Raw genomic sequence first — 13,015 nt, 5'->3', positions numbered from 1 at the left:
GAATAGTTATGTTCTATAACGAATTTTGGGGGAGTCAAGGTGGGGCAAGGCCAGGTGGCCGTGACCCCATCCTCTCCGCGAGACCCGAGCGAGCGAGTGAGCGGTGCAGGCCTACTCTCGCGCCACAAACTTCGCGAACGCATCGGCGTAATCCGGATGCCAGCGCGACAATGGCGGGCGGTTCTCGACGATATCGCCGGCCGCCCAGAGCATGCGCTTCTCGTCGAGCGCCCGCGGCACGTCATTGTCCGGGCAGAGAATGTAGAAATCGCCGGCCTCCAGCCGCGCCAGCATGAAATCGACCGTCTGCTCCGGCGTCCAGGCGCCGGCCGGCTTCTCGGTGCGTCCCTTTGCAGTCAGGCCGGTGAAGACGAAACCCGGGATCAGCAGGTGCGCCGTGACGCGACAGTCATTCGTGTTGCGCAACTCGTGCTGGAGCGCCTCGGTGAACGCCTTCACGCCGGCCTTGGAGACGTTGTAGGCGGGATCGCCGGGCGGCGTGGTGATGCCCTGCTTGGAACCGGTGTTGATGATGAGGCCGCATTTGCCACGCGCGATCATGTTCGGCGCGAAGACACGCGAGCCGTTGATGATGCCCCACATGTTGACGGCGATGATGCGCTGCCAATTGTCCGGCGCGTCGAACAAGGTGCTGCCGGGCTGAATGCCGGCATTGTTCATGAGGACATCGGTGCCGCCGAACCGCGCGTGGACGGCGCGCTCGAGTTCCGTCACGCTCTCGATCCTGCTGACATCGACGGCCGAGGTCATGATGTTTGCGGCCGATGTTACGGATGACAATTTTGTTGCAGCTTCTGCCAAGCGTGTCTCGTCGACGTCAGCGATACATACCTTCATTCCGGCGCGCGCAAAGGCGGTGGCGGCGGCAAGTCCGATGCCGGCTGCGCCGCCCGTGATCACGGCAACATTGTCCTTGACGATGGCGGGATGTGACATGGACCGTCTCCCTGGCAAGCTTTCGGCCGAGCTATAGCATGGCAGCAATGCGACCCTGCACAAGTCGGCATGGGAGGTCTTCGTTCCGCGCTGCCTTTACGCCTATCAGGCGCGGCTGTATCCTCGGCCGAACGATCCCGCCCAGATCGAACCAATCAATCAGCTGACAGGGAGTGCAGCCATGGCTGTGTCGCAGGCTATTCCGATCACGCGCCATCCGTTCGCCAACGGGTCCTACAAGCAGATGCTGATCGACGGCAAATGGATCGATGCAGCTTCGGGCAAGCGCTTCGAGACCCGCAATCCCGCCACCGGCGAGCTGCTCGCAACCGTCGCCGAGGGTGACAAGGAAGACATCGATCGCGCGGTTGCGGCCGCCCGCCGCGCCTTCGAAGGTCCGTGGAGCAAGGTCAAGCCGTTCGAGCGGCAGAACCTGCTTCTGAGGCTCGCCGATCTCGTCGAGAAGAATTTCGACGAATTGTCGCAGCTCGACACGCTCGACATGGGCGCGCCGCTGAGCCGCACCCGTGCCTACCGCCTGCGTGCCATCGGCATGCTGCGCTATTACGCCGGCCAGACCACCGCGATTCACGGCGAGACCATCGAGAACTCGCTGCCCGGCGAGATCTTCTCCTACACGCTGAAGGAGCCGGTCGGCGTCGTCGGCGCCATCATTCCCTGGAACGGGCCGCTCACTGCGACGATCTGGAAGATCGGCCCGGCGATCGCGACCGGCTGCACCGTGGTGCTCAAGCCTGCCGAAGAAGCGCCGCTGACCTCGCTGCGCATCGCCGAGCTCGCGATGGAAGCGGGCGTGCCGCCCGGCGTCATCAACGTCGTTCCTGGCTATGGCGAGACCGCGGGGGCGGCGCTCGCCTCGCATCACGACGTCGACAAGGTCGCCTTCACCGGCTCGCATGTCACGGGCCAGTCGATCATCCGTGCGTCCGCCGGCAATCTCAAGCGCGTCTCGCTCGAGCTCGGTGGCAAGTCGCCGGACATCGTGTTCGCCGATGCCGATCTCGACGCCGCCGTGCCCGGCGCGGCGATGGCGGTGTTCGCCAATTCAGGGCAGATCTGCAGCGCCGGAACGCGCCTGTTCGTCGAGCACTCGATCTACGACGAGTTCGTCGGCCGCGTCGCCGAGTTCGGCAAGAAGCTGCAGGTCGGCAACGGCCTCGATCCCAACGTGCAGATCGGGCCGCTCGTCTCCGAGCAGCAGCTCGAACGTGTCACCGGCTATCTCGACATCGGCCAGAAGGAGGGCGCGAAGGCGCTTGCCGGCGGCGGACGGGTCACCGAAGGCGCGTTGTCGAAGGGCTTCTTCGTCTCGCCGACGGTGTTCGCGGGTGTCGAGGACAACATGCGCATCGCGCAGGAGGAGATTTTCGGCCCCGTCATCTCCGCGATCGCGTTCAAGGACATGGACGAGCTGGTCAAACGCGCCAACAACACCACGTTCGGCCTCGGCTCTGGTCTGTGGACGCGCGACGTCAGCAAGGCCCATGCGGTGGCGAAACGCTTGCGTGCCGGCTCGGTGTGGGTCAACTGCTACCAGGCGATGGATCCGGCCGTGCCGTTCGGCGGCTACAAGATGAGCGGCTACGGCCGCGAATCCGGCAAGCAGCACGTCGAGGAATATCTCAACGTGAAGGCCGTCTGGATCAAGACGGCGTAAGGCCGGCTCTCCTTCGCCTCTCCCCGCTTGCGGGGAGAGGCCGGAATTCGCGCAACGCGCGGATTCCGGGTGAGGGGGACTCTCCGCGAGTCCAATTCTCACCGCGATTGCCGAGGCAGCCCCTCACCCCCAACCCTCTCCCCGTAAGAACGGGGAGAGGGAGAACAACCACCGCCTTCAGGCGGTCAGTCTCCCTCACAATCATCTGCATCCTTTCAAAGACATCCGGGGACCACATGAAATTCGAAGCCTTGTTCAAGCCGTTGCAGGTCGGTCCCTACCAGCTCGCGCATCGCGTCGCGATGGCGCCGCTAACGCGCATGCGGGCCGAGCGCGACACTTTCGCGCCGCGGCCACTCAACGCCGAATATTACGGCCAGCGCGCGACGAAGGGCGGCCTGATCATCGCCGAAGCCTCGCCGGTGCTCTCGCACGGCCGCGGCAACCCGGCGACGCCCGGCATCTATTCGGAGGCGCAAGTCGCGGGCTGGCGCAAAGTGACGGATGCCGTGCATGCCAAGGGCGGCGTCATCTTTCTCCAGCTCTGGCATGTCGGCCGCGTCTCTCATTCCTCCTTCCACGGCGGCGAGCTGCCGGTTTCGGCCTCGGCAATTCCGATCAAGGCCGAAGGCATGAAGGCGATGACGGCCGACGGAAAGATCGCCGACTACGAGACGCCGCGCGCGCTCGAGACTGATGAGGTGAAGGGCATCGTCGAGGCGTTCCGGCAGGGGGCCAAGAACGCGCTCGCCGCCGGCTTCGACGGCGTCGAGATCCACGGCGCCAACGGCTATCTGCTCGAGCAATTCCTGCAATCGCGCAGCAACCAGCGCACCGATCAATATGGCGGCGGAATCGAGAACCGTGCGCGCCTTCTGCTCGAGGTCACGCAGGCCGCGATCGACGTCTGGGGCTCGAACCGTGTCGCTGTGCGGCTGTCGCCCTACGGCATCGCCAATGATTCCGGCGAGCCCGATCCGATGCCGCTCTATACCCATGTCGTGAAGGCGCTCGAGAAGCTGGGTTTGGCTTACCTGCATTTCATCGAACCGCGCTCCAGCGGCTCGGGCCGCGCCGAGGTCAACTGGCAGAACGTGCCATCGGCGATGGTGCTGTTCCGTCCGCTCTACAGCGGCGTGCTGATGACCGCCGGCGGCTTCACCGGGGAGACCGCGAATGCGGCGATCGCCGACGGACATGCGGACATCATCGCCTTCGGCCGCATCTTCATCTCCAATCCTGATCTGCCGCGTCGTCTCGAGCACGGCTACCCGATCACGCCGTATAATCGCGCGACGTTCTATAGCGGCGAGGAGAAGGGGTACACGGATTATCCGGTGTATGACGAGCTGACGCCGGCTTGATCTGTCATTCCGGGGCGCGACGAAGTCGCGAGCCCGGAATCCATCGGGCCGCATGACCTAGACTTGGGATGGATTCCGGGCTCGATGCTTCGCATCGCCCCGGAATGACGAGCTTGATTCGCTGCGCTAGCAATGACGACGGAGAGACGTCCATGGCCAAAGCCGCAGCCGCCGCAGGGATCGCCACCGGCCAATGCCTCTGCGGCAAGGTCGCCTTCGAGATCGACGTTCCCGCGCGCTGGGCCTGGCACGATCATTCCGCTGCCAGCCGCCGCGCCCATGGCGCGGCCTACGCCACCTATGTCGGAAGCTGGAAGAAGCGCTTCCGCATCACCTCAGGCAAGACCGCGCTGACCCGCTACGAGGACAAGGCGACGAAGACCGCGCGCAGCTTCTGCTCGCATTGCGGCACGCCGATCATGTACGAGCGCCCGCGCGGGCCGCACATGGTCAACATCCCGCGCGCCCTGTTCAACGAGCGCACCGGCCGCCAGCCGCTCTATCACATCGCCATCGAGGAGCTGCAGGAATGGGCCTATACCGGCGAGCCCCTGGTGCCGCTGAAGGGCTTTCCCGGCGTCGTCTGGCAGCGCTCGAAAAGGAAGAAGCGCGCGAGCGGGGACGACCCGTTCGAACTCGGGCGGGAGGAAATGTAGCGCCTCTCCCGTGCAACGCAGCCATGACCGCGCTTCCTTGCGCCTCTGCCAGCATCTCGGCCATCATGCTTTCGGTCCTTGCGGCAACGGTCCGCTCCTGGAGGAAACATGAAGAACAAGATCACCGGCCGCTCCGCCTTTCTCGCGCTGCTCAAGGACGAGGGCATCACGCATCTGTTCGGCAATCCCGGCACCACCGAGCTGCCGATCATGCATGCGCTGAAGGACCATCCCGATCTCACTTATGTGATGGCGATGCAGGAGAGCTTGGTGGTCGCGATCGCCGACGGCTACAGCCGCGCTTCGGGCAAGCTCGTCGCCTGCAACGTTCACGTCGCGCCCGGCCTCGGCAACGCCATGGGCTCGCTCTACAACGCCCAGTTCACGGGCACGCCGATGATCCTGACGGCGGGCCAGCAGGAGCAGGGCCACGGTCTGATGGAGCCGGTGCTCTATGGTCCGCTGGTGCGCATGGCCGAGCCGCTGGTGAAATGGGCGGTCGAGGTGACACGGCTGGAGGACCTGCCGCGCATCGTGCGCCGTGCCGCCAAGGTGGCGATGACGCCGCCGACCGGGCCGGTGTTCATCTCGCTGCCCGGCGACATCCTCAACAGCGAAGCCGGGATCGATCTCGGCCGCTCCACCCGCATCGATGCGCGCACGAAACCGTCGGACGAGGCGCTGAAGGCCTTTGCCGCACGCCTGCTCAAGGCTGAGCGTCCCGTGATCGTCACCATGGACGAGGTGGTCAAGAGCGATGCTTTGACGGAGGCGGCTGAACTGGCCGAGCTGCTCGGCGCTGCGGCCTATCAGTCCTCGACGCCCTACGGCTCGCACTTTCTGTCCGAAAGCCCGAGCTTCGTCGGCACGCTCGCGCGCGTGCAGAAGGTCGCCCGCGATACGCTCGCGCCCTACGATCTCTTGATCGCGCTCGGCGGCGATCCCTTGCGGATGTCGGTCTATAGCGAGGTCGATGCGCTGCCTGAGGGCCTCGGCATCGTGCAGATCGGTCTCGTCGATTGGGAGATCGCCAAGAATTACGGGGCCGAGATCGCGCTGAAGGCGGATCTGAAGGAAACGCTGCGCGCGCTGATCGCGGTACTCAAGGACATGGGCGGCGCGGCCCTCGCGAGCCGCGCCAAGCAGCGTCTCGCCGAGCTCGCGCCGAAGAACTGGACCGCGCGCCGCGCCGCGTTGGTCGAGCAGATCGGCAAGAGTGCCGGCCGCACACCGATCGATCCGGACTTCCTGGTGCTGCAAATGGTCGAGGCCATGCCCGATAACGCCATCCTGGTCGACGAAGGTCTGACCTCCAGCCGCCAGATCACGGCCCTGCATCCGCATCGCGACCGCTACGGCTATCACGGGCTCGCCTCCGGCGGCATCGGCTGGGGCCTGCCGGCCTCGGTCGGCGCCAGCATTGCCAATCCCGATCGCCCCGTGGTGTGCTTCTCCGGCGATGGCAGCGCGATGTACTCGATCCAGTCGCTCTGGACCGCGGCGCATCACAAGCTGCCGCTCAACGTCGTCATCGCCAACAACGGCGGCTATCGCATCATCAAGCAGCGCCTGCTCGCCTTCCACGGCGATGACAATTACGTCGGCATGGATTTCGTCGATCCGCCCGTGGATTTCGCCGGCCTCGCCAAGGCGCTCGGCTGCGAGACGATCAAGGTCAGCGATGTCAGCGAACTGAAGGCGACGCTGGCCTCGGCGTTTGGCCGGCCGGGGACGAAGCTGATCGAGGTGATGGTGGACGGGAAGGTGTAGGCCCGGAGTCGTCCCCGCGAAGGCGGGGACCCATACCGCGTGATCTATCGACTGCGGCTGGTAGGCGTACCGAACTCCCGAGTCTTCGCCAAACTACTTCCTGTGGTTATGGGTCCCCGCCTTCGCGGGGACGACAGCCTGGCTGTGGCGCGATTTTTCCGCCTACCTCTTCTTCCCCACGCGATACCCCGCCGCCGGATGCGGTGCACCTAACCGCGCGCGGCCCCCACCGAACAGCTTCTCCCGCAACGTGCCCTTGGCGTACTCGCTCTTGTACCGCCCCCGCCGTGTCAGCTCCGGCACCAGCATCTCGGCGATGTCCTCGAAATCGCCGGGCGAGATCGCGAACGCGACGTTGAGGCCGTCAACATCCGTCGCCTCGAACCATTGCTCGATCTTGTCCGCAACCATCTCGGGCGTGCCGACCACGACCGGGCCGGCGCCGCCGATGCCGACATGCTCGGCCACGTCGCGCACGGTCCAGACGCGGTCGGGGTCGGCGCGGGTGACGTTGTCCATGGCGCTGCGGCCGGCATCGTTCTGGACGTGGCGCACCTGCTGGTCGAGGTCGTAGCCGGAGAAGTCGACACCGGTCCATCCCGACATCAGCGCCAGCGCGCCTTCTGGGCTGATGTGGCGGCGGTAGTCGGCGTATTTTTCCTTCGCCTCGGCTTCCGTCCGTCCGAGGATGATCGTCATCATCGAGAACATCAGGATTTCGGCGGGGTTGCGGCCGAGCGAGGCGGCCTCCTGCCGGATCGCGGAGACGCGCGGCGCGATCACCTTGGCCGAGGGCCCCGACATGAACACGCACTCGGCGTGCCTGGCCGCGAACTGCCGGCCGCGCGGCGAGGTGCCGGCCTGGTACAGCACCGGCGTGCGCTGCGGCGAGGGCTCGCTGAGGTGAATGGTGTTGTTGATTCGGTAGTTCGCGCCCTCATGATTGACGCGATGAACCTTTGCCGGGTCGGTGAAAATGCCGCGCTTGCGGTCGCGCAGCACGGCATCGTCCTCCCAGCTGCCTTCCCAGAGCTTGTACACCACCTCCATATATTCGTCGGCGATGTCGTAGCGGTCGTCGTGCCCGGTCTGCTTGTCCTTGCCCGCGCCGCGCGCGGCGCTGTCGAGATATCCGGTGACGACGTTCCAGCCGATCCGCCCCTCGGTGAGGTGATCGAGCGTCGACATCCGCCGTGCGAACGGATAGGGCGGCTCGAAGGACAGATTGCTGGTGACGCCGAAGCCGAGATTTTGCGTCACCGCCGCCATCGCCGACAGCAGCAGCAGCGGCTCGTTCGACGGCGTCTGCGCTGCATTGCGCAAGGCTGCGTCAGGGCTGTTGCCATACACGTCATAGACGCCAAGCACGTCGGCCAGGAACAGCCCGTCGAAACGGCCGCGCTCCAGCGTCTTCGCGAGATCGATCCAGTAGGACAGGCGGTTATACTCGGCGGTACGGTCGCGCGGATGGGTCCACAGGCCCGGTGATTGGTGTGCGACGCAATTCATCGCAAAGGCGTTGAGCCTGATCTCTTTGGCCATGCTGGTCCCTCGGCGCCCTGTACTGATCGCTCTTCGAATGATAGATGTGCGCCCCAACTTGGCGAAGTTCTTGCATATAATTGGCCCTTGGCAAGGGCCAAGATAGAAGGCTTGCGCTTGGCAAGGCCAAAGTCAGCGTCGCAGCTGTGCCTGGCAAGCCAGTCTCAAGGAAGCAAGAACGAAATCCCAAGAGGACCACGAGAAGAGACCTACAAGAAGCGAACTACAAGAACTATCCGAGTCCCCGCCACTTTCGAAGGCCAACCCGCCTCAGGTAAGGTCCTTCGTCTCACATCTCGAAAAGCAAGTATGACCAGAGCCGACGCCATCGCCCGCGCCCGTGAGGATTTCAACTCCGGCGCGTTCCTCGCTGAACTCGACCGCCGCGTCGCCTACAAGACCGAGAGCCAGAATCCGCAGCGCGGCCCCGAGCTGCGCGCCTATCTGGAGCAGGAGATGCAGCCGGCTTTCGCCGCGCTCGATTTTTCCAGCCGCATCGTCGAATCCCCGAGCGGCAAGGCGCCGTTCCTGTTCGCCGAGCATCACGAGAGCGCCTCGCTGCCGACCGTGCTGGTCTACGGCCATGGCGATGTCGTCGACGGCATGGAAGGCGAGTGGCGTGATGGCCGGGATCCCTGGCGCACCAATGCTTCCGGGACGCGCCTCTATGGCCGCGGCACCGCCGACAACAAGGGGCAGCACAGCATCAATATGGCCGCGCTGCGTGCGGTGCGCGAGGCGCGCGGCGGTAAGCTCGGCTTCAACGCCAAGTTCATCATCGAGATGGGCGAGGAGATCGGCTCGCCCGATCTCGGCAAGGTCTGCGATCTCCATCGCGACGCGCTCAAGGCCGACCTGTTCATGGCCTCCGACGGGCCGCGCCTCTCGGCCGATCGGCCGACGCTGTTTCTCGGCTGTCGTGGAGGCATCCGCATCCATCTCGACGTGAACTTGCGCGACGGCGGCCACCATTCCGGCAATTGGGGCGGCGTGCTCGCCAACCCCGCGACCATCCTGGTCAACGCGATCTCCACCCTGGTCGACGGCCACGGCCGTCTCCAGCTCGATGCCTTGAAGCCGCCGCGGCTGACCAACCAGATCCGCTCCTATCTCGCCGACGTCGAGGTGGTGCCGACTGCGGACGAGCCGGCGCTGGCCGAAAATTGGGGCGAGGAGGGTCTATCGGCCGCTGAACGGCTCTACGCCTGGAACACGCTGGAAGTGCTGGCGATGTCCTCAGGCAATATCGAGAAGCCGGCCAACGCGATTCCGGGCCAGGCCAATGCCGTGCTGCAACTGCGTTTCGTGGTCGGGACGAAGGTTGAGGGGCTAATCGACGCTGTCCGCGCGCATCTGGTCGGACGCGGTTTTCCGATGGTCGAGGTGCGCGCGGCGCAGAGTTTTGCTGCATCGCGCACCGATTTCGACAGCCCGTGGATCAAATGGGCGGCGGATTCGGTGCGAGAGACCACCGGCAAGGCGCCGGCCGTGCTGCCGAATTTCGGCGGTTCGCTGCCCAACGACGTGTTTTCCGAGACCCTGGGACTGCCGACGATCTGGGTGCCGCATTCCTATCCCGGCTGCTCCCAGCATGCGCCCAATGAGCACATCCTGCTGCCATTGACCGAAGAGGCCTTGACGGTGATGGCCGGGCTGTTCTGGGATCTCGGCGAGTTGCCAAAGCCACCGACTGGCCCGTTAACCTGAGCCGATAATCCAGCCGAAAGTTACATTCTAATCCGGCCCGATTTGTGCTTGCATCCGGGCCGCATCATCCGAAAGGGGAAGAAAAACGTGAAACATTTCCGTCACATCGGGCTCGCGCTCGCCGCGACCCTCGTCGTCAGCCAAGCCGGGGCCCAGGAGCTGACCGGCACGCTGAAGAACATCAAGGACACCGGCGCCATCACGCTCGGCTTCCGCGATTCCTCGATCCCGTTCTCCTACCTCGACGACAACCAGAAGCCCGTCGGGTTCGCGATGGACATCTGCTACAAGATCGTCGAGGCCGTGAAGAAGGAGCTCAAGCTCGACAAGCTCGAGGTCAAGCTCAACCCGGTGACCTCGGCGACGCGTATCCCGCTGATGGCCAACGGCACCATCGACCTCGAATGCGGCTCGACCACCAACAATGCCGAGCGCCAGAAGCAGGTCGCCTTCACCAACACCCACTACCTGACCGCCAGCCGCTATGTCTTCAAGAAGTCGAGCGGCCTGAAGTCGATCGATGACCTCAAGGGCAAGACCGTGGTCTCGACCGCCGGCACCACCAACATCAAGCAGCTCACCGAAGCCAACGCCGCCAAGGGCCTCGGCGCCAACATCATTCCGGCCAAGGATCACGCAGAAGCCTTCCTGATGGTCGAGACCGACCGCGCGGTCGCCTTCGTCATGGACGACATCTTGCTGGCGAGCCTCGTCGCCGGTTCGAAGAACCCGGGCGACTACGTTATCTCCAAGGATGCGTTCTCCAAGCCGGAGCCCTACGGCATCATGCTGCGCAAGGACGATCCCGCGTTCAAGAAGGTCGTCGATGCGGCCACGGCTGCGCTCTACACCTCCGGCGAGGCCGAGAAGATCTACGATAAGTGGTTCACCCAGAAGATCCCGCCGAAGGGCCTGAACCTCAACACGCCGATCTCGGCCGAGCTGAAGAACGAGTTCGCCAAGCCGACGGACTCGCCGAACCCGGACGACTACAAGTAAGATAAAACCTCGATCTTTCGATCGGAATCATGTCCGGCCACTCTTGACACCAGAGTGGCCGGACATTTGCATAGGCCTGAGACTTTCTCTGAAGACGTCCAATGACGGGCGCGTTCGCGCGGGGGACACGTGAACTACAACTGGAACTGGGGAATCTTCTTCCAGCCGAACCCGATGGGGACCGGCACCTACCTCGACATGCTGCTGTCGGGGCTGGCGCTGACCCTCAAGACCGCGGCGCTGGCCTGGGTGATCGCGCTGATCACGGGCTCGATCGTCGGCGTCATGCGCACGCTGCCGTCGAAGGGCGCCAATTGGTTCGGCTTCGCCTACGTCGAATTCTTCCGCAACATGCCGCTTCTGGTGCAGCTCTTCCTGTGGTTCTTCGTGTTGCCGGAGATACTGCCGAGGGCGGCCGGGCTGTGGCTGAAGCAATTGCCGAACGCGCCGTTCTGGACGGCCGCGATCGGGGTCGGCTTCTTCATGTCGGCGCGCGTGGCCGTGCAGCTGCAGGCCGGCATCTCCTCGCTGCCGCGTGGGCAGAAGATGGCGGCGACTGCGCTCGGCCTGACCACCGTGCAGGGCTATCGCTACGTGCTGCTGCCCATGGCCTTCCGCATCATCCTGCCGCCGCTGACGTCTGAATTCCTCAACACCATCAAGAACACCGCGGTCGCGATCACCATCGGCCTGCTGGAGCTGACCGGACAGGCGCGCTCGATGCAGGAATTCTCGTTCCAGGTGTTCGAGGCCTTCACCGCCGCGACCATCCTCTATCTCCTCGTCAACGCCGTCGTCGTGACCGCGATGCGCTTCCTCGAGCGCTGGGTCGCGATCCCCGGCTACATCACGGGGAAATAAGCGATGTTCGGCAATCTCGATTTCGATGTCATCCGCCGCGCGCTGCCCTATCTGTTCTACGAGGGCATGACGTTCACGCTGACGCTGACCTTCCTCGCAGCTCTCGGCGGTCTCGTCTTCGGCACGGCGCTCGCCCTGATGCGCCTGTCCGGATTCAAGATTCTGGGCCGCATCGCCGGCATCTATGTCGACTTCATGCGCTCGCTGCCGCTGGTGCTGGTGATCTTCTGGTTCTACTTCCTGGTGCCCTATATCGGGCAGTGGGTGACAGGCGCCTCGCGTCCGATCAGCGTCGGCGCGTTCACGTCCTCGCTCGTCACTTTCATCATGTTCGAGGCGGCATATTTCTCCGAGATCATGCGCGCCGGCATCCAGTCGATCTCGCGCGGCCAGCCGGCCGCGGCGAGTGCGCTGGGGCTGACCTACGCCCAGACCATGCGCTACGTCGTGCTGCCGCAGGCCTTCCGCAACATGCTGCCGGTGCTGATCACGCAAACCATCGTGCTGTTCCAGGACACCTCGCTGGTCTACGTCCTGTCGATCACCGACTTCCTGGGCGCGGCGAGCAAGGTGGCGCAGCGTGACGGCCGCCTGGTCGAAATGTATCTGTTCGCCGCCGTGGTCTACTTCACCATCTCCTGTATCGCGTCCTACGGCGTCCGCCGCCTCCAGGCGCGCATCGCCATCATTCGCTAGGGCTCCCCGCTCATGATCGAAATCAGCCACGTCAACAAATGGTACAGCCCGAGTTTCCAGGTGCTGACCGACTGCACCACCAATGTCACCAAGGGCGAGGTCGTCGTGGTCTGCGGCCCCTCCGGCTCGGGCAAGTCGACGCTGATCAAATGCGTCAATGCGCTGGAGCCGTTCCAGAGCGGCGACATTCTGGTCGACGGCACCAAGGTCAACGATCCCAAGACCGATCTGCCGAAGCTGCGCTCGCGCGTCGGCATGGTGTTCCAGCATTTCGAGCTGTTTCCGCACCTCAAGATCATCGACAATCTCTGCCTGGCGCAGGAGAAGGTGCTCGGGCGGCCGCACGACAAGGCTCAGACCAAGGGCATGCAGCTCCTGGAACGGGTCGGCCTGAAGGAGCAGGCGCAGAAATTCCCGGCGCAGCTCTCCGGCGGCCAGCAGCAGCGTGTCGCCATCGCGCGCGCGCTCGCAATGGATCCGATCGTGATGCTGTTCGACGAGCCGACCTCGGCGCTCGATCCGGAAATGGTCAGCGAGGTGCTCGACGTCATGGTCGATCTCGCCCGCGAGGGCATGACCATGATGGTCGTCACCCACGAGATGGGCTTTGCCCGCAAGGTCGCCAACCGCGTCATCTTCATGGACCGCGGCGAGATCGTCGAGGACGCAGCAAAGGACGATTTCTTCGGCAAGCCCCGCAGCGACCGCGCGCAGAAGTTCTTGTCGAAGATTCTCTCGCATTAATCAGCGCCACCGTCATTCCGGGGCGCGACGCAGTCGCGAGC

11 protein-coding genes are annotated in these 13,015 nt (G+C 64.5%); 9 read left to right on the top strand and 2 right to left on the bottom strand.

Going from position 1 to position 13,015, the window contains the following annotated elements:
- Positions 1-111: 111 nt before the first annotated feature.
- Positions 112-957: an SDR family NAD(P)-dependent oxidoreductase gene (locus tag I6F17_RS22450; RefSeq protein ID WP_036036317.1), complete on the bottom strand. Its 846-nt coding sequence runs from the start codon at positions 955-957 to the stop codon at positions 112-114.
- A gap of 181 nt (positions 958-1,138) precedes the next feature.
- Between I6F17_RS22450 and I6F17_RS22445 the strand changes: the two genes are divergently transcribed.
- The 4 genes from I6F17_RS22445 (at position 1,139) to I6F17_RS22430 (ending at position 6,425) form a co-directional block, all read left to right on the top strand.
- Positions 1,139-2,635 (top strand): aldehyde dehydrogenase family protein, encoded by a 1,497-nt coding sequence (locus tag I6F17_RS22445; RefSeq protein WP_036036319.1) that lies wholly within the window; start codon positions 1,139-1,141, stop codon positions 2,633-2,635.
- Between the two features lie 236 nt (positions 2,636-2,871).
- Entirely contained in the window at positions 2,872-3,999 is a 1,128-nt protein-coding gene (locus tag I6F17_RS22440; RefSeq protein WP_035997262.1) for an alkene reductase, read from the top strand.
- Between the two features lie 152 nt (positions 4,000-4,151).
- Positions 4,152-4,655: a GFA family protein gene (locus I6F17_RS22435; RefSeq protein WP_225129884.1), complete on the top strand. Its 504-nt coding sequence runs from the start codon at positions 4,152-4,154 to the stop codon at positions 4,653-4,655.
- Positions 4,656-4,763: 108 nt separating this feature from the next.
- Positions 4,764-6,425, top strand: coding sequence for a thiamine pyrophosphate-binding protein (locus I6F17_RS22430; protein WP_225129882.1), 1,662 nt, complete (start codon positions 4,764-4,766; stop codon positions 6,423-6,425).
- 162 nt (positions 6,426-6,587) lie between these two features.
- On the opposite strand, the gene I6F17_RS22425 is transcribed toward I6F17_RS22430, so the two are convergent.
- A complete protein-coding gene (locus I6F17_RS22425) occupies positions 6,588-7,967 on the bottom strand; it encodes an LLM class flavin-dependent oxidoreductase (protein ID WP_225129880.1) in 1,380 nt (459 codons plus the stop codon).
- Between the two features lie 309 nt (positions 7,968-8,276).
- On the opposite strand from I6F17_RS22425, the gene I6F17_RS22420 reads away from it, so the two are divergent.
- The 5 genes from I6F17_RS22420 (at position 8,277) to I6F17_RS22400 (ending at position 12,974) form a co-directional block, all read left to right on the top strand.
- On the top strand, positions 8,277-9,674 hold the full coding sequence (locus tag I6F17_RS22420) for a M20 family metallopeptidase (RefSeq protein WP_225129878.1): 1,398 nt from the start codon (positions 8,277-8,279) through the stop codon (positions 9,672-9,674).
- An 87-nt stretch (positions 9,675-9,761) separates the two neighbouring features.
- On the top strand, positions 9,762-10,673 hold the full coding sequence (locus tag I6F17_RS22415) for an amino acid ABC transporter substrate-binding protein (RefSeq protein ID WP_225129876.1): 912 nt from the start codon (positions 9,762-9,764) through the stop codon (positions 10,671-10,673).
- A 129-nt stretch (positions 10,674-10,802) separates the two neighbouring features.
- Entirely contained in the window at positions 10,803-11,534 is a 732-nt protein-coding gene (locus tag I6F17_RS22410) for an amino acid ABC transporter permease (protein ID WP_035997279.1), read from the top strand.
- Between the two features lie 3 nt (positions 11,535-11,537).
- Entirely contained in the window at positions 11,538-12,230 is a 693-nt protein-coding gene (locus tag I6F17_RS22405; protein WP_128266201.1) for an ABC transporter permease subunit, read from the top strand.
- A gap of 12 nt (positions 12,231-12,242) precedes the next feature.
- Positions 12,243-12,974, top strand: a complete 732-nt coding sequence (locus I6F17_RS22400; RefSeq protein ID WP_225129875.1) for an amino acid ABC transporter ATP-binding protein — start codon at positions 12,243-12,245, stop codon at positions 12,972-12,974.
- Positions 12,975-13,015 lie beyond the last annotated feature (41 nt).

This window comes from Bradyrhizobium sp. NBAIM18, from assembly GCF_020193825.1.
GTDB lineage: Bacteria > Pseudomonadota > Alphaproteobacteria > Rhizobiales > Xanthobacteraceae > Bradyrhizobium > Bradyrhizobium yuanmingense.
This window is presented reverse-complemented; position numbering and strand designations above follow the sequence as displayed.

Coding starts and splice junctions, on each gene's coding strand:
- I6F17_RS22445 (WP_036036319.1), top strand. CDS start 1,139: ATGGCTGTGTCGCAGGCTATTCCGATCACGCGCCATCCGTTCGCCAAC.
- I6F17_RS22425 (WP_225129880.1), bottom strand. CDS start 7,967: ATGGCCAAAGAGATCAGGCTCAACGCCTTTGCGATGAATTGCGTCGCA.
- I6F17_RS22405 (WP_128266201.1), top strand. CDS start 11,538: ATGTTCGGCAATCTCGATTTCGATGTCATCCGCCGCGCGCTGCCCTAT.
- I6F17_RS22430 (WP_225129882.1), top strand. CDS start 4,764: ATGAAGAACAAGATCACCGGCCGCTCCGCCTTTCTCGCGCTGCTCAAG.
- I6F17_RS22440 (WP_035997262.1), top strand. CDS start 2,872: ATGAAATTCGAAGCCTTGTTCAAGCCGTTGCAGGTCGGTCCCTACCAG.
- I6F17_RS22420 (WP_225129878.1), top strand. CDS start 8,277: ATGACCAGAGCCGACGCCATCGCCCGCGCCCGTGAGGATTTCAACTCC.
- I6F17_RS22435 (WP_225129884.1), top strand. CDS start 4,152: ATGGCCAAAGCCGCAGCCGCCGCAGGGATCGCCACCGGCCAATGCCTC.
- I6F17_RS22450 (WP_036036317.1), bottom strand. CDS start 957: ATGTCACATCCCGCCATCGTCAAGGACAATGTTGCCGTGATCACGGGC.
- I6F17_RS22400 (WP_225129875.1), top strand. CDS start 12,243: ATGATCGAAATCAGCCACGTCAACAAATGGTACAGCCCGAGTTTCCAG.